The sequence below is a fragment of the Mycobacterium sp. IDUB_19 genome (genome assembly GCF_055419445.1).
The window spans coordinates 1-20,464 of record NZ_JBVAXR010000041.1 but is presented as its reverse complement, the minus strand read 5'-3'; the positions used below and the strand labels follow the sequence as shown (position 1 = coordinate 20,464).

21 protein-coding genes are annotated in these 20,464 nt (G+C 66.1%); 7 read left to right on the top strand and 14 right to left on the bottom strand.

Annotated elements, in window-relative coordinates; all coding sequences use genetic code 11:
- Position 1 precedes the first annotated feature (1 nt).
- The 9 genes from fadD1 to ACZY0B_RS23245 are packed head-to-tail and all read right to left on the bottom strand — an operon-like array spanning position 2 to position 9,133.
- Positions 2 to 1,627 (bottom strand): fatty-acid--CoA ligase FadD1, encoded by a 1,626-nt coding sequence (gene fadD1 / locus ACZY0B_RS23285; protein WP_463766595.1) that lies wholly within the window; start codon positions 1,625 to 1,627, stop codon positions 2 to 4.
- Between the two features lie 4 nt (positions 1,628 to 1,631).
- On the bottom strand, positions 1,632 to 3,245 hold the full coding sequence (locus ACZY0B_RS23280) for a flavin-containing monooxygenase (RefSeq protein ID WP_463766594.1): 1,614 nt from the start codon (positions 3,243 to 3,245) through the stop codon (positions 1,632 to 1,634).
- On the bottom strand, positions 3,242 to 4,198 hold the full coding sequence (locus tag ACZY0B_RS23275) for an alpha/beta hydrolase (RefSeq protein ID WP_463766617.1): 957 nt from the start codon (positions 4,196 to 4,198) through the stop codon (positions 3,242 to 3,244). Before ACZY0B_RS23275 ends, ACZY0B_RS23280 begins: the two co-directional genes overlap by 4 nt.
- Before the next feature lie 20 nt (positions 4,199 to 4,218).
- Positions 4,219 to 4,629: a Zn-ribbon domain-containing OB-fold protein gene (locus tag ACZY0B_RS23270; protein WP_463766593.1), complete on the bottom strand. Its 411-nt coding sequence runs from the start codon at positions 4,627 to 4,629 to the stop codon at positions 4,219 to 4,221.
- Between the two features lie 57 nt (positions 4,630 to 4,686).
- Entirely contained in the window at positions 4,687 to 5,889 is a 1,203-nt protein-coding gene (locus ACZY0B_RS23265; protein WP_463766592.1) for a thiolase family protein, read from the bottom strand.
- The gene (locus tag ACZY0B_RS23260; protein WP_463766591.1) at positions 5,886 to 6,329 is read right to left on the bottom strand and encodes a hotdog family protein; all 444 of its coding nucleotides are present in this window, start codon (positions 6,327 to 6,329) and stop codon (positions 5,886 to 5,888) included. The genes ACZY0B_RS23265 and ACZY0B_RS23260 overlap by 4 nt, the downstream gene beginning before the upstream one ends.
- Positions 6,330 to 6,336: 7 nt before the next feature.
- A complete protein-coding gene (locus ACZY0B_RS23255; protein ID WP_463766590.1) occupies positions 6,337 to 6,837 on the bottom strand; it encodes a MaoC family dehydratase in 501 nt (166 codons plus the stop codon).
- Positions 6,830 to 7,951, bottom strand: coding sequence for an acyl-CoA dehydrogenase family protein (locus tag ACZY0B_RS23250; RefSeq protein ID WP_463766589.1), 1,122 nt, complete (start codon positions 7,949 to 7,951; stop codon positions 6,830 to 6,832). Before ACZY0B_RS23250 ends, ACZY0B_RS23255 begins: the two co-directional genes overlap by 8 nt.
- 3 nt (positions 7,952 to 7,954) lie before the next feature.
- Positions 7,955 to 9,133: an acyl-CoA dehydrogenase family protein gene (locus ACZY0B_RS23245; RefSeq protein WP_463766588.1), complete on the bottom strand. Its 1,179-nt coding sequence runs from the start codon at positions 9,131 to 9,133 to the stop codon at positions 7,955 to 7,957.
- A 195-nt stretch (positions 9,134 to 9,328) separates the two neighbouring features.
- Between ACZY0B_RS23245 and ACZY0B_RS23240 the strand changes: the two genes are divergently transcribed.
- From ACZY0B_RS23240 to ACZY0B_RS23230, 3 genes are all read left to right on the top strand, one after another.
- Positions 9,329 to 9,949 (top strand): TetR/AcrR family transcriptional regulator, encoded by a 621-nt coding sequence (locus tag ACZY0B_RS23240; protein ID WP_463766587.1) that lies wholly within the window; start codon positions 9,329 to 9,331, stop codon positions 9,947 to 9,949.
- Positions 9,946 to 10,770 carry a hypothetical protein gene (locus ACZY0B_RS23235; protein WP_463766585.1) on the top strand — a complete coding sequence of 275 codons (825 nt, stop codon included), beginning with the start codon at positions 9,946 to 9,948 and terminating at the stop codon, positions 10,768 to 10,770. Before ACZY0B_RS23240 ends, ACZY0B_RS23235 begins: the two co-directional genes overlap by 4 nt.
- Positions 10,771 to 10,902: 132 nt before the next feature.
- Complete coding sequence (locus ACZY0B_RS23230) at positions 10,903 to 11,067, top strand: hypothetical protein (RefSeq protein WP_463766584.1); 165 nt, start codon at positions 10,903 to 10,905, stop codon at positions 11,065 to 11,067.
- A gap of 37 nt (positions 11,068 to 11,104) precedes the next feature.
- Here the strand turns inward: ACZY0B_RS23230 and ACZY0B_RS23225 are convergent, their stop codons facing one another.
- On the bottom strand, positions 11,105 to 13,816 hold the full coding sequence (locus tag ACZY0B_RS23225; RefSeq protein WP_463766583.1) for an FHA domain-containing protein: 2,712 nt from the start codon (positions 13,814 to 13,816) through the stop codon (positions 11,105 to 11,107).
- A 219-nt stretch (positions 13,817 to 14,035) separates the two neighbouring features.
- Between ACZY0B_RS23225 and ACZY0B_RS23220 the strand changes: the two genes are divergently transcribed.
- Complete coding sequence (locus ACZY0B_RS23220) at positions 14,036 to 14,872, top strand: SDR family NAD(P)-dependent oxidoreductase (protein WP_463766582.1); 837 nt, start codon at positions 14,036 to 14,038, stop codon at positions 14,870 to 14,872.
- A 4-nt stretch (positions 14,873 to 14,876) separates the two neighbouring features.
- Here ACZY0B_RS23220 and ACZY0B_RS23215 read toward each other — a convergent pair whose 3' ends face one another.
- The 3 genes from ACZY0B_RS23215 to ACZY0B_RS23205 form a co-directional block, all read right to left on the bottom strand.
- On the bottom strand, positions 14,877 to 15,380 hold the full coding sequence (locus ACZY0B_RS23215; protein WP_463766616.1) for an isoprenylcysteine carboxyl methyltransferase family protein: 504 nt from the start codon (positions 15,378 to 15,380) through the stop codon (positions 14,877 to 14,879).
- Between the two features lie 104 nt (positions 15,381 to 15,484).
- Positions 15,485 to 17,719, bottom strand: a complete 2,235-nt coding sequence (locus ACZY0B_RS23210; RefSeq protein WP_463766581.1) for a molybdopterin-dependent oxidoreductase — start codon at positions 17,717 to 17,719, stop codon at positions 15,485 to 15,487.
- A 51-nt stretch (positions 17,720 to 17,770) separates the two neighbouring features.
- Positions 17,771 to 18,196: a PPOX class F420-dependent oxidoreductase gene (locus tag ACZY0B_RS23205; protein ID WP_463766580.1), complete on the bottom strand. Its 426-nt coding sequence runs from the start codon at positions 18,194 to 18,196 to the stop codon at positions 17,771 to 17,773.
- Between the two features lie 186 nt (positions 18,197 to 18,382).
- On the opposite strand from ACZY0B_RS23205, the gene ACZY0B_RS23200 reads away from it, so the two are divergent.
- The 3 genes from ACZY0B_RS23200 (at position 18,383) to ACZY0B_RS23190 (ending at position 20,180) form a co-directional block, all read left to right on the top strand.
- Positions 18,383 to 18,565 (top strand): hypothetical protein, encoded by a 183-nt coding sequence (locus ACZY0B_RS23200; RefSeq protein WP_463766579.1) that lies wholly within the window; start codon positions 18,383 to 18,385, stop codon positions 18,563 to 18,565.
- A 78-nt stretch (positions 18,566 to 18,643) separates the two neighbouring features.
- Complete coding sequence (locus ACZY0B_RS23195) at positions 18,644 to 19,093, top strand: nuclear transport factor 2 family protein (RefSeq protein ID WP_463766578.1); 450 nt, start codon at positions 18,644 to 18,646, stop codon at positions 19,091 to 19,093.
- Positions 19,094 to 19,298: 205 nt separating this feature from the next.
- Entirely contained in the window at positions 19,299 to 20,180 is an 882-nt protein-coding gene (locus ACZY0B_RS23190) for an alpha/beta fold hydrolase (RefSeq protein WP_463766577.1), read from the top strand.
- Here ACZY0B_RS23190 and ACZY0B_RS23185 read toward each other — a convergent pair.
- The coding region (locus tag ACZY0B_RS23185; protein WP_463766576.1) for a nuclear transport factor 2 family protein at positions 20,181 to 20,464 on the bottom strand (284 nt) is incomplete at its 5' end. It lies immediately after the preceding gene.

Sequence of the window (20,464 nt, the reverse complement as noted above, 5' to 3'; positions counted from 1 at the left end):
GTTACGAGGTTGCGGCATCAGGAACCGGTCGTGCCGCAACCGAGATGGCTTGATCACCAACGGTATACGTCGTGCCGCGCGGCGCTCGGGTCAGCAGCGTGCCGCCCTGCGCGCTGATCCCGGCGGCGATCAGCTCGCGCTTGAGGATCTTGTTGGTGGCCGTCGCCGGAAGGTCGTCGTTGATGCGCACATACCGCGGCCATGCCTTGGGCGACAAGTCGTTTTGTGCGGCCAGAAACTGCTCGAGATCCGTTGGCCGCAAATTCATCCCATTGCGAAGCACCAGCGCCGCCATCACCTGGTCGCCGACCCGTTCGTCCGGTACGGCATACACCGCGACCTGGCTGACCTGCGGCAGCCGTTCCAGAATCCGCTCGATCGGCGCGGCCGCCAGGTTTTCGCCGTCCACCCGCATCCAGTCGGCGGTGCGGCCGGCAAGGTAGATCCAGCCGTCGGCATCGCGGTAGGCCAAGTCACCCGCCCAATACATGCCGTGCCGCATCCGCTCGGCGGTGGCAGCCGGGTCGTTGTAGTAGCCGGCGAACGGACCCGCTCCCTGGGTGTTGACCAATTCGCCGACCGCCTCGTCGAAGTTGGTCAGCGCGCCGTGTTCGTCGAACTGCGCGACGGCACATTCCCTCAGGGTTGTCGGGTTGTAGATGCTGACCCCGGGATAGGGCTTGCCGATGGAGCCGGGCGGCGTGCCGTCTTCTCGCACCACGATCACCGCGAACTCGCTGGATCCGAAGCTGTCGATCACGCGGCACCCGAAACGCCGCGCGAATTCGGCGATATCGCGGTCGGTTGCCTCGTTGCCGAACGCCACGCGCAGCGTCGTGTCGGCGTCGTCGGGACGCTCGGGAGTGGAAAGGATCAGGGCAAGCGGTTTGCCGACATAATTCAGGTACGTGACCTGGTAGCGGCGCACGTCGTCGATGAAGCGTGACGGCGAGAACGTGGCCGGGACCATCAGTGCGCCGCTGCCGATGGCGACGGCCCAGCCGGCGGCAACGCCGTTGGAGTGAAACAGCGGCATCGCCAGATAGCAAACGTCGGCTGCGGTGACGTCGTATTGAAAGATCAGGCTGGCGCCGCACATGATCGCCATCCCATGCGCGAACCGAACGGCTTTGGGATTGCCGCTGGTTCCGGAGGTGAAGATCATCATGAAGGTGTCGGCGGCGCTGACCTCGCGGTGCGGAGTCAGTGGTGGCGCCGCGGCGACCGCGTCGCCGTAGCGTGTCCCGTCCACGTCGAGAACGTGAATTCCGTTGAGGTCCAAACCCTCCAATAAGGGCATGTGTTCATGGTCGACGAGCAGGATTTGGCAGTCGGAGCGCTGGATGTCGGACAGCAGGGCGGGTCCACGGCGCGTCGTGTTGAGGCCGCACAGCACGTAGCCGCCCAGCGCCGCGGCGGCCATCGCGCGCAGCATGGCCGGTGAATTGCCAAGCGCGGCACCGACATGCAACGGGCGCGTCGGATCGGCCAGCGCGATCAGCGCCGACGCCTCGCTCTCGGCTTCGGCGAGGTGCTCGCGCCAGGTCCAGGTCTTGTCACCGTGAGCGATCGCAGGCGTGTCGTCCTGGCTGCGCTGCCGCAAGAGCTGTTGGACGGTCTCCGGCACTGTCTCACTTCCTCGTTGATCTCGTCGTCAACACCAACCCGGCGTAGTTGTGATCGGCCACATCGTTGCAGTGGCGCCGGTAGGTGCCGAACCCTCCGATGTAGGGCATAAAGGTTCGCTTCTTGCCTTCGATATTGGCGCCCAGGTACCACGACGACGCGGCCTTGGGGAACAGCGTCCGCTCGGCAGCTTGGGCAACGTGGTCGGTCCAGGCGACGGCCGCGTCGCGGCGTGGCTCGACCTCGCCGACGCCCAGTTGTCGCGCGGCGCGCAACAGATCGATGACCCAGTCGACCTGAACCTCGGCGTGCAGCACCATGTTCGCCAGGACCGAGGGGCTGCCCGGGCCGCTGATCGTGAACAGGTTCGGCAGGCCGGGCACCATCAGACCGAGGAAGGTCACCGGGCCGTCGGCCCAGATGTCCCGTAATCGCTTTCCCCCGGGGCCGCTCGGGTTGATCCGGGTCAACGCTCCGGTCATGGCGTCGAAGCCGGTCGCGAAGATCAGCACATCGCAGGGATACGTCGTTTCATTGGTGCGTACAGCGTCGGCGGTAATCGCTTCGATGGGTTCGCGGCGCAGGTTCACCAGTCGCACGTTGTCGAGGTTGAAGGTGGCGTAGTAGCCGTTGTCGGTGCAGATCCGTTTGGTTCCGATCGGGTGATCGACCGGGATGAGATCGGTTGCGACAACGGGATCGGTGACGATTTCCCGGATCCGCTCCTCGGCGAACTGCCTGGCGACGTCGTTGGCGGACAGGTCGCTGGTTTGGTCGGGGAAGGTCTTGGCGAACAGCACGCCGCCTTCGCGCCAGCTCTTCCACAGTGCTTCAACTTGCTCTCGGGGTTCGGTGTCGACGGCGTTCTTGTGGTAGGTGCCGTGCGGTGTGCCGGCCTGTGCGTAGGCGGAGGCCCGGCGACGCTCGGGGTACTGCTCCTGGATCTCTTGCTGTTCCTCGGCCGACCAGGGCCGGTTGGGCATCGGGATGGTGTAGTTCGCGGATCGCTGGAATACGACCAGGCTCTCGGCCTGAGCCGCGATGATCGGCGCCACCTGGATCCCGGACGATCCGGTGCCGATCAGGCCCACTCGCTTGCCGCTCAGATCGGGGTCCTCGCGGGGCCACACTGCCGTGAAATACACCTCGCCCGAGAAGTCCTCAGCGCCCGGGATATTGGGCCGATTCACCGCCGACAGGCAGCCGGTTGCGCACAACAGAAACTGTGCCGCAAACGTGTCCCCGGTCACCGTGTCGACATGCCAGCGACCGTCACCCTGCTCGAAGGTGGCACCGACCACGTCCACGCCAAATCGATAGTGACGGCGCAGATCGAAGCGGTCGGCCACGTGCCGCAGGTAGGCCAGAATCTCCGGCTGGGCGGCGAAGCGCTCGCTCCACTGCCAGCTCTGCTGCAGCACTTCGTCGAAAGAGTAGGAGTAGTCCACACTTTCGACGTCGCATCGCGCGCCCGGATAACGGTTCCAGTACCAGGTACCGCCCACATCGGGGGCCGCCTCGAGAGCAGTCACCGACAGGCCCGACGAGGCGAGGCGATGCACGGCGTAGAGCCCGGCGAACCCGGCGCCGATGACGATGACGTCGCTTATTTCGGTCATGTCGAGGCGCCTCGATACACCGGATGCAGCAGCTCGCCCAGGTCGGCGCAGATCAGATCCTGCGCCGATGCCGCCGGCCCGAAAGACGGGATGGTCATGAAACCGTGGAACAAACCGGGAAAGTCCCGGTGCACGACCGGCACTCCGGCATCGCCCAACATGCGCGCGTAGTCGCATCCCTCGCTGTGCAAGGGGTCGAGCCCGGCGGTGACGATTACTGCGGGCGCCAGGCCCGCAAGGGAGTCTGCGCGGGCAGGGGCCACCAGATATGGCGGATCGAAAACCTCGCCATCGCCGAGGTATTGACGCCAGTACCACTGCATCGCGGCGCGGGTGTTGAAATATCCCGTGCCGTAGCGCCGGTAGCTGTCCGTGTCGAACGACGGATCGATCGCGGGGTAGATCAGCAACTGTGCGACAGGTTGGGTGACGCCGCGGTCGCGGCAGAGGATCGCGGTGACCGCGGCGAGATTGCCGCCGGCGCTGTCGCCGGCGACGGCGGTGCGCGTGGGATCGATACCCAGCTCGCCGGCGTGCTCGACCACCCAGCAGAACACCGTGTACGCGTCGAGCGCGGCGGCGGGCGCGGGATGTTCGGGAGCAAGGCGGTAGTCGACCGACACCACCACCGCGTGGCTGCCGCGGGCCAACGCCCGGCAGAATCCATCGTGAGATTCGATGCCGCAGAACACGAATCCGCCCCCGTGATAGAACACGATCGCGGCACGGTCCGCGGAGTGCTCACCGTGCGGGCGGTAGATGCGTACCGGGATGGCGCCGTCGGGGCCCTGAACGCAACGGTCGGTGGCGCTCTCGACGTCGTCGAGATTGTTGGCCGGCAGGCGCCGTTCGGCCACCGCGGCGCGGGCCTGCGAGCCGGTCATGTTCTCGACGCGCGGGAATCCGGTGTTCAACTGGTCGAGCATCGCCTGCACGCCGTCGTCCATGTGCACCTCCGACCTCACCGTTGAGGTCATGCGGGCCGGTATTTCAGTAGTGTGATGCCGGCTTCGAGCAGATCGTAGAACACCGGCTGCACCCGCATCCCGATCCGGATGTCGTCCGGGTCGACGTCGACCAATTCGGTGCTGATCCGCGGCCCGGCATCCCACTGCACCACGGCGAGCAACTGCGGTACCGCGTCGGCCCACGGCGGGCCGGTGGGTCGGCGAGCGATGGTGTAGGTGTACAGCGTTCCCGCGCCATCGATTTCGCGCCATTCCAGGTCGTCGGCCAGGGTGCCGGGGGCCAGGACGCGCGGATAGAAGACATAGCGCCGCAGCGAGGGCGAGTACTGCACCAGGATTCGGCGCTGGGCCAGTCCGTCCCAGAAGGGCTGCGAGACGGGGGTGGGCTCGGGAATCGGGCGGGCGTCCGTGCTCATTTGCGCCGCTCCTCCCCATCGCTGCGCTCTGCATCGTCGCCGGCGCGGGTCATGGCATCACTCCCCCTGCATGAGCAGGGCGACCTGCTCGCTCATGATGCCGCCATTGCCGGTGACGAACGCGGTGTGGCAGTCCGGCACTTGGGCGGCGCCGGCTCGTCCCATGACCTGCCGTGCGCCGTCGACGACGTGATGCATGCCGCCGGCCATGCCGGCCTGACCGAAGGACAGCTGACCACCGGCAGTGTTGAGCGGAAAGTCGCCGCGATGGGTCAGATCATGCTCGGCAACCCAGGACATGCCTTGGCCTTTCGCGCAGAAGCCGGCGTCTTCCAGGCTCATCAGCACCGTGATCGTGTAGCAGTCGTAGATCGACGCGATATCGACATCGGAGCGGTTCAGCCCGGCCATCGCGAACGCCTTGTCGGCGGCGCGCGCAATCGGGGTGTGCAGCAAGTCTTCGGCGTAGGTCGGGGTCTTGAAAGCGATGTGTTCGCCGAAGCCTTTGATCCATACCGGGCGATGTCGACCCCGGCGTGCGATGTCGGCGTTGGCGAGCAAGACGCCCACTCCCCCGTGCACGCGCATCACCGTTTCGAGCATGTGGATCGGGTCGGCGATCATCGGGCTGCCCAGAACGTCGTCGACCGTGATCGGGGAGCCATGGAAAACCGAACCCGGGTGCGCGCAGGCGTTGGTGCGTTGGTCGACCGCGATCTTGGCGACTGCGGCCGGGTCGTAGCCGAATTCCGCGGCGTAGCGCTGCGCGATCTGAGCGTACGGCGCATTCTGGCCCAGGTTGCCGTACGGGATCTCGAATTCGGCCTGCGGTGAGCCATAGTTGTTTGACGACGCCCCATACCAATTCGGGGCGGCGGCCGGGCGTTGCGTCGATTGCGGCACCGACGCCGATCCGGGCACCACGGCGAGCACCGCGTCGCAGATGCCAAGTTCAATGGCCGCGGCAGCCCGCCAGATCATTCCGGCCGACGTCGCCCCACCCAGGTCCACTCGCTCGCCGAAATCCAATGCCAGACCGAGGTATTCGCACAGCGTCGCTGGAGCGAACATCGCCGATTCGGCAACGCCATGGGTTAGCAGCCCGTTGACGTGCGCCGGATCGATACCGGCGTCCTCGACGGCCATCTTCGCCAGCAGCGCGTACTGGTCGAGGGTGAACCGCGGCGGCCCCGTCGGACGGCGCTGCGCCGGCAACTCCGTGATGCCGACGATCGCCGCTTCGCCGCGCAATCCCGTCACGACGGCGTTCCGCGTCGGGGCAGCTCGACGGTCGCGGTTCCGGGCATCAGCACGGTGTCGTCGCGGCGGCCGGCGATCTCGAGATCCAGTAGTCCGGCGCCCTCGGTCAGGCGTTTGCCGGCGACGACGCCGCCGAAGGTCAGCGGCTCGCCGGGCAATGCGGTCGCCCGGTTCTGCACGGAGAACGACACCAGACGGCCGCGTCCACCGATCCAGTCGCCGATCGCGCGGGCCAGCAGCGCCGCCTGAAGCGGGCCGTGCACCAATACGTTGTCGTAACCTTCGACGTCGCGCGCCCACTCTTTGTCGTAATGAATGCGGTGACCGTTGTAGGTCGCGGCGCTGAAGAAGAACAGCTGGGTTTCGTCGGCGGTGACGGTCAGCGCAGGAATCTGCTCACCCACGTCGATGTCGTCGTAAAACACCTGTTCACGTGTCATGGCATTCCTAGGGTCGGGCGATCATCGACGTCGACGCTTCAGCGACCAGCTCGCGGTGCTGGTTGCGGTAGACCGTATGCCAGGTGACCAGTACGAATCTGCCGGAGCGACCTTGCTTTTCGACGATGGACTCGATGGTGCGAACCATTTCGATCTCATCGCGGTGATAGGCCGGCAGATGAAAGGTGAAGCTATCGCCGCCGGCCATTCGTTTGGGCGCTCGCGGAAACGCGAGGCTGCCCGAAACCGCCCCCGAGGAACCATCGGGCCGAAGCGCGTCAAGACGCGTGACGCCGAGCACCACATACTGCAGAAAAAGCGGTGGGCAGATGACGTCTCGAAAGCCGTTGGCGCGAGCGTATTCCGGATCGAAATACAACGGATTGTGGTCACCGACCGCCGCCGCCCAGCGCTGCCAGTCGCGTCGGTTCACCTCGCCGCTCGCGGACGCGGCGACCGTACCCACGCGCGACGCCGACTCCGCATCGATCAGGGTGTCCTCACTCACCGATGTCCTCCAAGGTTTCCTCCAGCCAGGCCGCGGCGACGTCTGCCCCGCCACCGAGAGTTGAACCAAGCCTTGCCCGTTCGGTCCACAAGTGGAGATCGGTTTCGGTCACGTAACCGATCCCGCCGTGCAATTGATGGGCATCCAGCGTGATCAGCCGGGCCGCCGTCGCGGCATGCATGCGTGCGATGGCCGTCTGCCGTGTCGCCGTCTGCCCCCGCGCGATCCAGAAGACCGCGGAATGCGCGGCCAATCGCGCCGCTGCCAAGGCGATGTGCATGTTGGCGATCAAATGCTGCGCCGCCTGGAAGGACGCGATCGGGCGGCCGAACTGATGCCGCAGCTTGGTGTACTCGACGGTGCGGTCCAATACCTCCTGCCCGATCCCGACCAGGTCGAGGGAGCCCAGGGCCACCGCCGCATTGGCCAAGCGGCGCAGCGCCACCCGGGCCTCACCGGCGGCGTCGAGCAGGGTTTCGGAGCCGACGGTGACATCCTCGAAGCGCAGCGCGAACGCGCGGTACCCGCCCGCCATGGCAAGCGGCTCCATGGTCAGCCCGGTCGCACGGGCGTCAACGGCGAAGACCAACATGCGCTCGTGTGCGCAGGCGGACACCACGATGAGGTCGGCGACGTCGGCGTCGGCGACATAGTCCGCAACTCCGTTGAGCCGCCACCCCGTCGAGACCGAATCGGCGTGCAGCACGGCGGAGACGTCGGCGGCGTCACGGGCATTCCACAACGCGGTGGTGCCGCGAACATGCCCGCTCGCCAACGGCGGCAGCCACGCGGTCTTGGCGTCGGGCGAGCCAAGCTGGTCGATCGCCAGCGCCGCCGCAATGGTGCTGTGCACCGTCGTCGGACACAGACCGCGGCCGGCCTCGGTGTAGAACACGGCGAGATCGTCGAGCGAGCCGCCCGCACCGCCGTATTCCTCGGCCACCGCGAGCCCGAACACACCGGCGTCGGCCAGTGCCTTCCATAGCGTCGGGGTGCTTCGATCGGCGCCGGGTTCACCGAGCCCACGCACGAGACTGACCGGGCACTCCGCGGACAGCAGCGCGCGCAGCGACGAGGCGAACTCGCGCTGCTCGGCGGTGGGTAGCGCTTTCATGCGTCAGCGCCCATAGGAAGGCATTCCATGGCCACGCTGGGCGATGACATCACGCAGCACTTCGTTGGTGCCGCCGCCGAAGCGCATCAAGGGGGCGGCCCGGTACAGCCGTTCGAATTTGCCTGCCAACGGGGCATTTTCGCTGCGATGGGCGAGCAGGCCGTCCGGGCCGAGCAGATCGAGCGCCAGACCGGCGATGCGCTGCCGAAGTTCACTGGTGAAAACCTTCTCGACGCTGACCTCCACGGTGGGGATCACGCCGCTGTCCAGGATCGAGGCGGCCTCATAACCCATCAACGTGGCCACCTCGACATCGGCCTCGGCCTGCGCCAGCCGACGACGAAGGGCCGCATCGTGAGCGGTCACCGATCCGTCACGTCGCGGGCTGCGGGCCAGCTCGGCCAACTCGTCGAGGGCACGACGCAGATCGCCGGCGTTGGTCAGCGCACCCCGTTCCAGATCGAGTGCGCCGGTGATGTAGGTCCAGCCGCGGTTGACCTCACCGACCAGATTCGTGACGGGGACCCGCACATCATCGAAGTGCACCTCGTTGGTGCGGTAGCCCGACCACGCGTACAGCGGGCGGATCTCAATGCCTGAGCTGTCGATCGGCACGATGATGACCGAAATCCCGCGATGGCGAACACCATTCGGGTCGGTGCGCACGCACAGCCATTCGTGGGTGGCGCGCTGCGCCCCGCTGTTCCAGATCTTGCTGCCGTTGATCACCCAGTACTCGCCATCGCGCGTCGCACGGGTCCGCAGGCTGGCTAAGTCCGTTCCGGCTTCGGGCTCGGAATAGCCGACGGCGCAGATCATTTCGCCTTTGGCGATCAGCGGGAGCCATTCGTGCTTGTTCTGCTCGGTGCCGTGCCGCATGATCATCGGCGCCACTGAGGTCACGGTGAGATCGGGTCCGGGCACGCCCCAATATTCGAACTCACTCATCAGCAGGTGCTGATACACCGCGCCAAGGCCGAGACCGCCATACTCGCGCGGCCAGTTCAGCCCGAACCACCCCTTCTCGCCGATCTTGCGGCGAAATCGGGTCACCTCGCCGTCGGCGAATTCGAGATCGTGCTCGGCCAGTTCGGCTCGTAGTTCCGGGGTGACGTTGTCGGAAAGGAATTCGCGAACCTCGTTCAGCCACGCGCGTTGCGCGGTGTCGAGTTCGAAATCCATTACGGCCACCTAACCCTTCCATCCGGCCGCGTCAGCGTAACGCCGCTGCGAGATTTCGCCCGCCATTTCGCCCCGACGTTACGCTCGACCTCCCTCGGTCTCTGAGCACCCCGTTCGTCGGCGTCAGCCGGACTGACCACATTTCGCTGACAGCCGTCATTGACGGGTGCCAGCGAAATGTGTACGTTTGCCGACATGCCATCGACGACGCCGGCCACTGAGGTTTCGCCGGTCGTCAACGGCAGAGAGGCGCAGCGCCTCCTCACGCGCGCACGCCTTTTCGATGCTGCGGTCGCCGAGATCGGGCGGTCCGGGTTGGCGGGTACCGACGTGGCCGCGATCGCCGCGGCCACCGGGGTCGCGCGAGGAACGTTCTATTTCCACTTCCCGACCAAGGAGCATGTGCTGGTCGAGCTGGAGCGGGCCGAAGAGGCCAAGATCGTCGCAAAACTCGCCAAGACGAGTAGGCCACGCGATCTGACTTCGATGCTCACGCAGCTGGTGCGCCAGGTGCTCGCCGCCGAGGAGCGGCTGGGCCCAGTGGTCTTCAGAGACATGCTGGCGTTGCACTTCTCCGCAACACGTCCCATTGAGGACGAGACCGCCGAACACCCGCTTGCCGAATTCGTCATCGCCGCAATCAGCGAGGCGCAGTCCGTGCGGCGGGTGTCGCGGGATGCCGACGCGGACGAGCTCGGCGTGATCTTCCTGACCGGGCTGTTCGCCTTGCTAGTCACCAGCGGAGCGTCCAAATCGCGTGCCGCGCTGTTGGACCGATACGTCAAAACCATCGTTGGAGGAATGGAGGCACCATGACCGGCACAGGCATCGACGGCTACCGGGTCTACCTAGCCCATCGTGACGGCGAGGCCGATCTGCTGCATCGCCGGCTTGCCAACCGTGAAGGCTTCTTCACGTCGTTGGAGACCGACCCGGTGCACTCTGCTCGTTCCATCGATCGGAAGGTGTTTCTGCGCAACCTGCGTCGCCGTCGTCCCGAGCAAGGGCTGTCGCGCGAGATGCTGTTCCTGCTGGCCACCGCCAAGCTGAATCAGGCGGAGCGGTTCGGCGTGGACCTGGGCGATACGTACGGGCGCATCGGCGGCGAGGACGAGCCGCCCGAACGCATCTACCTTGCGCTCGAGGAGCACTATCACACCCGGCTTTTGGCGTACGTGCTCGACATTTTCGGGCTGCCGTTCCAGGTGGTTGTGCCGCCGTTCGTCATGCGTCAATTCGTCAAGATGGAAGTGTTTCTTCCCGAGCGGTTCGGATTCCCGTTCGTGGGCGCCGCCGAAATGGCGGGTTGCATCATGTTCGACGAGCTACGCCGAATCGGTGTCGAATTGTTCGCCGACGAGCCAGCCGTTGCCGCTCGGATCGAACGCCTCTACACCGAAATCCTGACCGACGAGCTGGGCCATGTCGGCTATTGCGCGGCGCGCTGTAGCGATGCGGAAAGGGCGGTAATGCGTTGGCTTTACCCGCTTTTCGGTCGCCTGTTCGCCCGGCAGACCGCCGAGATCAGCCTCCTCATCGATTCCGATACGCTGCACGCCCGTCTCGACGCACCGTTCGATGCCGACGGACTCGCCGCCGGCGTTGGAAACGAGACATTTGTTGCCGCGCATCCTTGATGCCTCGCTCCCACGCGATCCGGTCTGTTAAAACGCTGTCAAACTCCCGTTAAAACCCACCTGCCCCATCGCAGAAATGGGGTCCAGCTGGGATGCTATTCAAATTGGCGGTTCGAGGATTGGGGAGACGTCATGCCCACTGGTGAGACGCGCCTCCGCCAGGAGTTGCGCAACTATGCCGTTGAATTGCGTCAGCTGGCGTACACCCTGCCCCATGGGGTGGGCGAGCATGATCTCCTTCGACTGTCAGACCGGATGCACGCCGCGGCCGAGCAGGTAGTCCGCAAGGGGGCGTAGCCATCCATTCTGGATCGCCGGCCCCGTCGTCGAGTGGTCAGCGCCCACCTTTGAGGCGGATCTTCCAGCGCACGAAGCCCAGGTAGAAAAAGCTGATTGCGATCAGCATGCCCATGTCGAACCACCACGTGCCGGCAGTGTGATGCCAGAGGGAGTCCTTCGGGACCTGGGGGCCAGGTTCCAACTTGGTCAGGTCGATGGTGGACGCCGATGCCGCAAAACCCCATCGTGCCGGCGTGGCCCAGGACATCTGGTCGAGCCCGACGCGGCCGGTGACAGGAATCATGCCGCCGGAGAACACCAGCTGCGACATAACCGCAACCACCAGCAAGGGCATGATCTGATCGTTGGACTTGGCGATCGCCGAGAGCGCCAACCCGAGCATGGCCGAGGCAACGGTCGTCGCCGCGACATCGACGAAAAGCTCCAGAGGAGCCTGCCCCAGCGCCGCGGCGCCCCGCGTCGGCCCGCCCTTGCCCAGCAGCGTGATGACGGTGACGATGGCCGACTGCACGACCGCAAACACCGTATAGACACACACCTTCGCCAACAAGTACGCGGACGTGGACAACCCGACCGCCTGTTCGCGTAGGAAGATCGCGCGTTCACCGATCAGGTCGCGAATCGTTAGCGCCGTCCCCATGAAAACAGCGCCGACATTCAGCAGCACCAGGATCTGCCCCGGCTCAGTGGGCGCGGTGCCGACCGGGTTCGGGACGCCGAAGCCGACGTTGCCCGGCACCGACATCGACAGCGAACCCATGATGAACGGCAGCACTGCAAGGAAGACGAAGTAGCCCCGGTCGGAGACGATCAACCGGACCTGGCGCCGGGCGATCGTGGAGAACTGCCGCAGCAGGCTCGTGTGCGACGGATCGCCGATTTCGGCCGGCTTCTCCGGCGGCGGTGGTGGCGGCTGCGGACCGGTCCGCGCCAGGTATTGCGCCTTGGCCGAGTCGGGGTCGCCGGCGACCGAACTGAAGATGTCGGCCCAGTTTGTCGTGCCCATGGCCGCGCCGATCTGCGCGGGCGGCCCGCAGAACGCCGTCTTGCCCCCGGGCGCCAGCAGCAGCACCTGGTCGCAGACGTCCAGGTAGGTCAGCGAGTGCGTGACCACCAGCACCACACGACCGGCGTCGGCCAATTGCCGCAGCATCGTCATGACCTGCCGGTCCAGTGCCGGGTCCAGACCCGATGTCGGCTCGTCGAGGATCAGCAGCGACGGCCCGGTCAGCAACTCCAGGGCCACCGACGCACGCTTGCGCTGACCACCGGAGAGCTTGTCGACCCGGGTGTGCAGGTGCTGGGTCATCTCCAGCTCCTCGAGCACTCGGGCGACCACTTGCTCGCGGTCCTCCTTGGTGGTGTCCGGCGGCAGCCGGAGTTCGGCGGCGTACCCCAGTGCCTGTTCCACGGTGAGTTGACCGTGGACCACGTCGTCCTGCGGCACCATCCCGATCCTGCTGCGCAGCGAGGCATATTCGGCGTGCACGTTGTGGCCCTCGAACGCCACCGTGCCGTTGGTGGGGTGGGTGTAGCCGGCCACCAGCCGGGCGAAAGTCGACTTGCCCGCACCGGACGGACCGATAACCGCCGTGAGCGTTCCGGGACTGGCGCCCAACGAGATGTCGTCCAGCAGTGTTTTGTTGTTCTCGATCGTCCAGGTCACCCCGCGTACATCCAGACCGCCGAGGCGGGTCTGCGCGGCAGTGTCGGCATCGCGGCGCGCCAGTGCGCCGCCGGCGAACACCAGGTCGATGTTGCCGATCGTGACAACGTCGCCGTCCTTGAGCAGCGCGGAATCGACGCGCTGACCATTGACGAAGGTGCCGTTGATGCTGCGGTTGTCTTGGATCTCCGTGCCGCCCGGCGTCGGGACCAAGGTCGCGTGGTGACGCGAAGCCAGCACCTCGGGAATGACGATGTCGTTGTCGTTCGCCCGGCCGATCTTGATCGCGCCCGGCGCGTCGATTCCCGCCTTGCCCGGCCGCAGGATCTTCATCATCGAAGTCGCGAGGTTCGCGGCGTCGCCACCGACGCGGCCGGTCATTGCGGTCGGCGGGTCGACCGGCGCAGCCGGGGGAACGTTCCCAGGTTGGGGCCGGTAAATATGCGGCGACGACATCGATCCGCTCGATGGTCCGGCTGGTTGCGTGCCGGTCGGGTGATGCTGCACCGGCGCGGACGGAGGGCTCGGCTGCGACCCGGTCGGGTACGTCGGCACTGACCCCGACGGTGCGGCGGATTGCTGCCCAGTGGGTGGATAGGACGGCATCGGTCGCGACGGGCTCGCCGGTGGCTGCGGAGGCAGCCCCTGTGACACCGAGCCGGTCGGTGGACGCCCCTGGGCCAGCCGCGGATCGGCCGCCGCGCTCAGCGGATTGACGATGGGTATAGACGTCGTCAAGGGCGGGGTCCCGACCGCACCCTGATGGCGACCGACCTCGAAAGTCACCACCGGTCCGTCCGGGTTACCGATATTGACCCGCTGGCCGTCCTGGATGTCGACGGCCGGCACCCGGCGATTGTTGACGTACAGACCATTGAGGCTGCCGTTGTCGATGGCGATCCAGCGGCCCTGATCAAAGCGCAACACCAGGTGTATCCGGGAAATCAGCGGATGCGCGATACGGACGTCTGCCCGTAAGTCACGCCCGATGACCACATCGTTGCCTGGTGCAAAGGTCCGTTGGGATCCCTCGTACCGCACGGTCAGCACGGGTGGGGCTGCTCGGGTCACGAGGCCCACTGTATCGGCGTTGGGGCCGATAGTGGGGCCGGTCGTCGATACGCGTCTGATGGCGCGCCGAGGATGCGACCGGTCTTGATCGCACCGCAGCAGTGGGGAATCCTGGGCGCTCACCGCATCGGTTCCCGAATAGATTTGCCGCGTAGGCACTTTCGTAGCACCCGGGGGGAAACGGGCCTCGATGCCAACCGATTTCAGCGAGTGCTCGAAGATGTGAGCATGGAGCAGGCAAATCAGATGCTGGCTGACCGGGTTGCGGTGGTGACCGGCGGCGGTGGCGGTATCGGTGCGGCAACCGCGCAGCTGTTCGCCCAACACGGCGCCCACGTGGTCATCGCCGATATCGACGCCGAGCTCGCGCGGCGGACCGCGCAGGAGATCACGACGTCGGGTGGGGTGGCGCTGCCGATCGTCACCGACGTGCGAGAGGCCGACCAGGTGACTGCCCTGGCACGCTCGGTGCTGGAGCGGTTCGGCCGGATCGATGTATTGGTCAACAATGCCGGCCATTGGCTGCGCCACCCGGGCAATTTCGTCGACACCGACCCGCAGTTCTGGGACGAGCTCTACCGGATCAACTTGCACCACGTTTTCCTGGTCACTCACGCGTTCCTGCCGGCGATGATCGACCAACACCGCGGCTCGATCGTCAATGTCTCCTCCGTCGAAGGGCTGCGCGGTTATCCCGAGGACCCGGTCTACGCCGCATTCAAAGCGGCCGTCATTCATTTCACCCGCAGCCTCGCGGTTCAGGTGGGCCGGGACGGTTTGCGGGTCAATGCGATTGGCCCCGACGTCACCGAATCGCTGCAGGTGCCCTACTCACAGTGGCTGTCCGCCGAGGAGCAAACGCAATGGCCGCAATGGGTTCCGGCGGGACGGATGGGGCTGCCCGAGGACCAGGCCCGGGTGATCCTGTTTCTGGCCTCGGACCTCTCCGCGTTCGTCACGGGCCACACGATCCCGACCGACGGCGGCACCGGCGCCGCGGGCGGATGGTTCCGCTCGTCACGGCGGCCTGACCGGGAATGGACGAATCGGCCGATAGCGCCCTGAGGGTTCAGACGTAGGCCAATGCGGCGTTTTCCAGGCGGATCCGCTCGTGGAGTACCAACGCGTTGGCAACAGTGAACGCGATCGCCGTCAGCCACGCCGAATTAATCAGCGGGAGCGCGGCGACCTCCGCCACCACAGCGATGTAGTCGGGGTGACGCACCCATCGATACGGGCCGTGCCGCACCAGCGGCGCGCCCGGGATCACGATGAGCCGCGGATTCCAGTGTCTGCCCAGGGCGGCAGCACAGCGCCACCGGATCACGCTGCTGAGCACCACGACGGCAATCATCGGCCATCCCAGCCAGGGGATGAACGGGCGCCCCAAGGCCCAGACTTCCACCAGACACGAAACCAGCAGCAACGCATGCAGGCTGACCATCGCCGGGTAGTGGTCGAGGCCTAATTCCTTACCCCCGTGGGCGATTGCCCATTTGGCGTTGCGGCGGGCGACGACGAGCCCGATCAGGCGTTCGATGCCGACGATGACGATGAACAGGTAGTAATACACGGCTTCTCCCCCTTCCCGGTGCACGTGAAGTCGCGGCCCCGCCACTATGCCCACGAGGCTGCGCCCCGGACGGTTCAGCAACCAGTGGCCGGGTTTCGTTTGAGTCAGCTGCTTTGGGCGACTTCGTACCGTGCTCGATCTTCAAGCACAGTCACCGGAATCCCGTTGAGGACACCGTTTCCCGATGGCTCGTCGACGAATGTCGGCAGGGAAAGCGCGTTGGTATTCGCACCCGGCGAGCTGTTGGCCACCGACATGCGAGTGCCCGGCTTGCCATGTCCCCAGCCGTGCGGCATCGACACCACGCCGGGCCTGATCGCATCGGTGACCTCGACGGGCACTTTGATCTCGCCCGCCTCCGATTTCACCGTGACGACGTCGTTGTCGGACACACCGCAGCGCATCGCGTCGTCGGGGTGGATCAGCAGCGTGCACCGGTCCTTGCCCTTCATCAACGCGGGGACGTTGTGTAGCCAGGTGTTGTTCGAGCGCAGGTGTCGGCGGCTCACCAGGACCAGCGGCTCGGCGGGTCGGTCCAGCCGCGCGGCCAGCCGCGGCAAGTCGTCGAGCAGGTACTGCGGAGCGAGCCGGATCTTCTTGTCCGGCGTGCCCAGGATGTCCGGCAGCTGCGGCACCATCGGCCCGAAGTCGATGCCGTTCGGATTGGCCTTGAGCAGGTCCAACGTCAGCCCACCGGGGTTCTTGCCGTATTGATCCCCGAACGGCCCGGTGCGCAGCGTGAGGTCCAGCATCCGCTCGGGACCGCCGTGGTCGTAGCGCTTACGGATCTCGGCTCCGTCGATCCCCCGGGTGAAGGCCAGGTAGTCGAAAAAGCCGTCGTCGATCGCGGCGACGTCGACGTCCTCGGCCGGTGTGCCGGTGCACAGGCCGGTCAGCCGGATCAGGATCTCCCATTCGTGCGGGCGATCGCCCGGGTCGAACACCGGCGCGGAGTAATTCGCGATGCTGTGGATCGCGAACAGCAGGATCAGATCGTCGTGGTGCGGCTGCTCGAGCGGTGACAGCCCGGGCAGGATCACATCGGCATGGCGGGTCGTCTCGTTGAGCCACAGATCGATGGAGATCATCGCCTCGAGCATCGGCAGCACTTCGTCGAGCTTGTCGCCGCCGGGCGTGGACAACACCGGGTTACCCGCGACCGTGATCAGCGCCTTGAGTTGCCCGTCGCCCGGTGTGGCGATCTCTTCGGTCATGCACGACACCGGGGCCTGCCCGAGAACCTCTTTGGCACCGCGCACCCGGGTGTGCCAACGGCCGAATTCCGGGAGGCCACCCTCGAGCCCGGGCAGCGGCTGCGTGGTGATGGACCAGGCCGCCGGCTGGGGGAACATGGCGCCGCCGGGGGTGTCGAAATTTCCGGTCAGAATGTTGATCACGTCGACCAGCCAGCTGGCCAGGCTGCCAAACTCCTGATTACACAACCCAATTCGGCCGTATACCACCGATTTCTCGGCGCCGGCAAGTTCGCGCGCCAAACGCCGGATGGTGTCTTCGTCAATGCCGGTGACGGCGCTGACCCGCTCCGGCGGCCAGTCCGCGGCGACCCGTCGCATCGTGTCGACACCGTCCACATGCGGCCCGGGATTGACCAGATCCTCGTCGAACAGCGTGTGCGCGACCGCCAACAGCAGCGCGGCGTCGGTGCCCGGCACGATCGGCAGCCACTCGTCGGCCTGGGCCGCGGTCTGCGTGCGCACCGGGTCGATCACGATTACCTTGCCGCGTTTGCGAATTCCGTTGATCAGCCCCATCACGTCGGGCGCGGCCAACAGTGAACCCTGCGACGCGGCGGGGTTGGCGCCCATGATGACCAGCAGGTCGGTGCGCTCGATGTCGGGCACGGGAAAGTTCCACCACAGGCCGTACATCAGGTGCGACGAGAGATTCTTCGGCCATTGGTCGACCGTCCCCGGTGAATACGTGACCGGCATGCCGGACATGCCCATCAGCACGCCGGCGTAGCGGGCCAGTGAGAACGAGTGCGCCAGCGGGTTGCCCGTGTAGGCGGTGACCGCACCGATTCCGTACTTCTTGATCACCGGAGTCAGCAATTCGGTGCACCGCCGAAACGCCGCGTCCCAGCTGACTTCCTGCCAGCGTCCGTCGACCTTGATCAGCGGGCTCCGAATGCGGTCCGGGTCGTGGTGCACCGCGCCCAGTGACACGCCCTTCGGGCAGAGATGTCCGCGGCTCCACACGTCGTCGCGGTTGCCGCGGATGCCGGTAACCGTGCCGGCTTCGACGTGAATCTCCAAGCCGCACATGGCTTCACACAGTGGGCATGTCCGCAGATGGGTGCCGTCAGCGCCGGGTTTCATCCACCCACTGTATTGCGCTACTCCGGGTAGCGGAAGTGGCAGAAGGTGAGGTCAGCCGACCCAGGGCCCGATGCCGCCGACCTTGTCGACGCGGATGCGGGTGAGGTATCCCGGCGGTGCGCCGTCCGGCGGGAACTTCATGTTCGGGTCACCGAGGATCGGGTTGAGCTGCTTCAGCAGCTCGGGGGCACCGCCCTCGGCGATCCGTGCGGTCCCGGTGATCGACAGGTAGGGCCGCATCCCCTGACCCGCCCCGTCCAGCGACACGATCGTGACGGCTACCCGCGGATCCCTGCGCACGTTGCGCACCTTTTTGTGTTCGGCCAGGTGGGCGGTGACCAGCTCGTCCCCCTCCGGCGTCGACTGCAAGGCGACCCAGACCAAGCTCACCTGGGGGCTGCCGTCGGGATTGATGGTGACCAGGGTGGCGTCCGCACCCTTGCCGATGAGGTTTCGTGCGGCGTCGTTGAGTTCCATGCGTTCTTCTACCGCTTCACGGCGCGATTCATTCCCGCTCGGGGCGCCGCCGGCTGTAACCGCCGGCGCTATTCCTTGACAGAGATTTGAATCTGACAAGTTGCCTATGCATCGACGACGCACGCGCAATAGCGTCAACTACGACCTCGACATCTGCCCCAGGAGCTGAGAGCCACAGGCGCGGCCATGACCGATCACGAGCCCCCGACAAACATCGAGTACCTCCGCCGGGAGGTGCTTGCTCGGATAGACGCGCACCCCCTCGATGACTGGTCCCCCGCCATGTTGCGGGCCGTGATCGCCGTCTTCGACCTGAACGGTGTCCTGCCCAAGCCCCTGCAGGCCTTCCGGCCTCGCGTCGTCAAGTAAGCCGAACGGGCGTCCGCACGGCGCTGACTAGGGTGCTATGCGATACCCGGTGCCCGCGGTTGGTGAGGAGTCACGACGATGGAGATGTGGGAGCTGGTGGCCCGTGAGCAGATCCGCGACACGCTCGCCCGATACAACTGGTCCGGTGACGCCGGCCGGCTCGACGGGCTGGCCGAGACGTTCTGCGCGGACGGTGTTCTCGAGATTCGCGGCGCCGAGCCACTGCGCGGCCGAGCCGAGATCATGGCGTTCCTCGGTGATGTCACCGGCAAGATCGCGGTCGATCCGAACGTCAGGCCGGTCGTTCGGCACAACGTGGCCAACATCGCGTTCACCGCGGTGACTCCAGACGAGGCGCAGGTCTCCTGCTATTTCACCGTCGTCACCCATGTCGGGCTCGACCATTTCGGCCGCTATGGCGACACCTTGGTGCCCGACGGTGGCACGTGGCTGATCAAGCATCGCAAGGTGTCGACGGATTGGGCCGCCGCCGACTCCGCCATGGCCCGGCCGTCAACCAGCAGCTGAGTTCTTGGCGCACAACCGCTTCCGGGCCGAGAGTCACGCCCCGATCGAGCTGGCATGCCTCAGGCTTTTGAGTGTGCGTGCTGGGCGGTGAATCGGCGAAATCCCCGCCCTGAGCGCACACTCAAAGCCGTCAGTTCACGTTAGGCGCCGGCCCGGATGCCGATCAGCGGAACACCGCTCACGCGCTGCGCGCCGACATGGCAGGGTGAGGGCCGTGGCAAATACCTCTCCAGCGACCGTTGAGCACGACCTGCGCGAAATCACCACCCCGAAGGGCGCTTTGCGCTACTACGACTGCGGCCCGGATTCCGGTCCGGTGCTGCTGTTCCTGCACGGCTCGGGCCCCGGGGTCACCGGCTGGCGTAACTTCCGCGGGGTTGTGCCCACGTTCGCCGAGCACTTCCGCTGCCTGATCCTGGAATTCCCCGGCTTCGGGGTCACCGACGACTTCGGCGGCCACCCGATGGTCACCGCGTTCGGCAGCGTTCCGCCTTTTCTGGACGCGCTCGGAGTCGACAAGACACACATCGTCGGCAATTCGATGGGTGGCGGCGTCGGCATCAACTTCGCCATCGGTAACCCGGACCGCATCGACCGGCTGGTGACCATCGGCGGCATCGGCACCAACATCTTCAGTCCCAGCCCCAGCGAAGGCATTCGGCTGTTGCAGGAATTCGTCGAGGACCCGACCCGGCAGCGGCTGGTCGACTGGCTCAAGTCGATGGTCTACGACCAGGCCTTGGTGACCGACGAACTGATCGAGGAACGTTGGCAGCTGGCCACCGATCCCGTCACGCTGGCCGCCGCGCGCCGGATGTACGGCAAGGCGGCGTTCGCCGCGATGAACTCCGCGATGGCCGCCTCGGATCGGCCATTCCCCTGGGCGGTCATGCACAAGTTGGCCGCACCCACGCTGCTGACGTGGGGCCGAGACGATCGGGTGAGCCCGCCTGACATGGCCCTGATCCCGATGCGCACGATCCCGAACGCCGAGCTGCACATCTTCCCCAACTCGGGGCACTGGGCCATGATCGAAGCCAAGGCGGCATTCGAGAGCACGGTGCTGGGCTTTTTATCCCGCACCTAGCTAGGGCGCTCCCGCAAGGCCTTTCGCCAGCAGGGCGTGCGCGTCGGGATTCCCGTCGAGAACTCGACTGGTGCGGATGGTGATCTGCCAGTGGTCGTCGATGCGCCGCAGCGCGAAATGGTGCGCGGTGGCCCGCCACACCCGATACCCGTCGCCGTCGCGAACGAGCACCAGGGATTCGCACACCGCCACCGCCTCATCGCCCGTCAGCGTCACCACGCACGGGCCCAGAAAGTGACTGCAGCCCTTGGCCACCAACTTCTGGTGGGCATCCGAGCTGATCA

Excerpts from the sequence above, each read along its gene's own strand:
- ACZY0B_RS23280 (WP_463766594.1), bottom strand. The coding sequence starts at position 3,245 with ATGACCGAAATAAGCGACGTCATCGTCATCGGCGCCGGGTTCGCCGGG.
- ACZY0B_RS23270 (WP_463766593.1), bottom strand. The coding sequence starts at position 4,629 with ATGAGCACGGACGCCCGCCCGATTCCCGAGCCCACCCCCGTCTCGCAG.
- ACZY0B_RS23260 (WP_463766591.1), bottom strand. The coding sequence starts at position 6,329 with ATGACACGTGAACAGGTGTTTTACGACGACATCGACGTGGGTGAGCAG.
- ACZY0B_RS23250 (WP_463766589.1), bottom strand. The coding sequence starts at position 7,951 with ATGAAAGCGCTACCCACCGCCGAGCAGCGCGAGTTCGCCTCGTCGCTG.
- ACZY0B_RS23245 (WP_463766588.1), bottom strand. The coding sequence starts at position 9,133 with ATGGATTTCGAACTCGACACCGCGCAACGCGCGTGGCTGAACGAGGTT.
- ACZY0B_RS23240 (WP_463766587.1), top strand. The coding sequence starts at position 9,329 with ATGCCATCGACGACGCCGGCCACTGAGGTTTCGCCGGTCGTCAACGGC.
- ACZY0B_RS23235 (WP_463766585.1), top strand. The coding sequence starts at position 9,946 with ATGACCGGCACAGGCATCGACGGCTACCGGGTCTACCTAGCCCATCGT.
- ACZY0B_RS23230 (WP_463766584.1), top strand. The coding sequence starts at position 10,903 with ATGCCCACTGGTGAGACGCGCCTCCGCCAGGAGTTGCGCAACTATGCC.
- ACZY0B_RS23220 (WP_463766582.1), top strand. The coding sequence starts at position 14,036 with ATGGAGCAGGCAAATCAGATGCTGGCTGACCGGGTTGCGGTGGTGACC.
- ACZY0B_RS23210 (WP_463766581.1), bottom strand. The coding sequence starts at position 17,719 with ATGAAACCCGGCGCTGACGGCACCCATCTGCGGACATGCCCACTGTGT.
- ACZY0B_RS23205 (WP_463766580.1), bottom strand. The coding sequence starts at position 18,196 with ATGGAACTCAACGACGCCGCACGAAACCTCATCGGCAAGGGTGCGGAC.
- ACZY0B_RS23200 (WP_463766579.1), top strand. The coding sequence starts at position 18,383 with ATGACCGATCACGAGCCCCCGACAAACATCGAGTACCTCCGCCGGGAG.
- ACZY0B_RS23195 (WP_463766578.1), top strand. The coding sequence starts at position 18,644 with ATGGAGATGTGGGAGCTGGTGGCCCGTGAGCAGATCCGCGACACGCTC.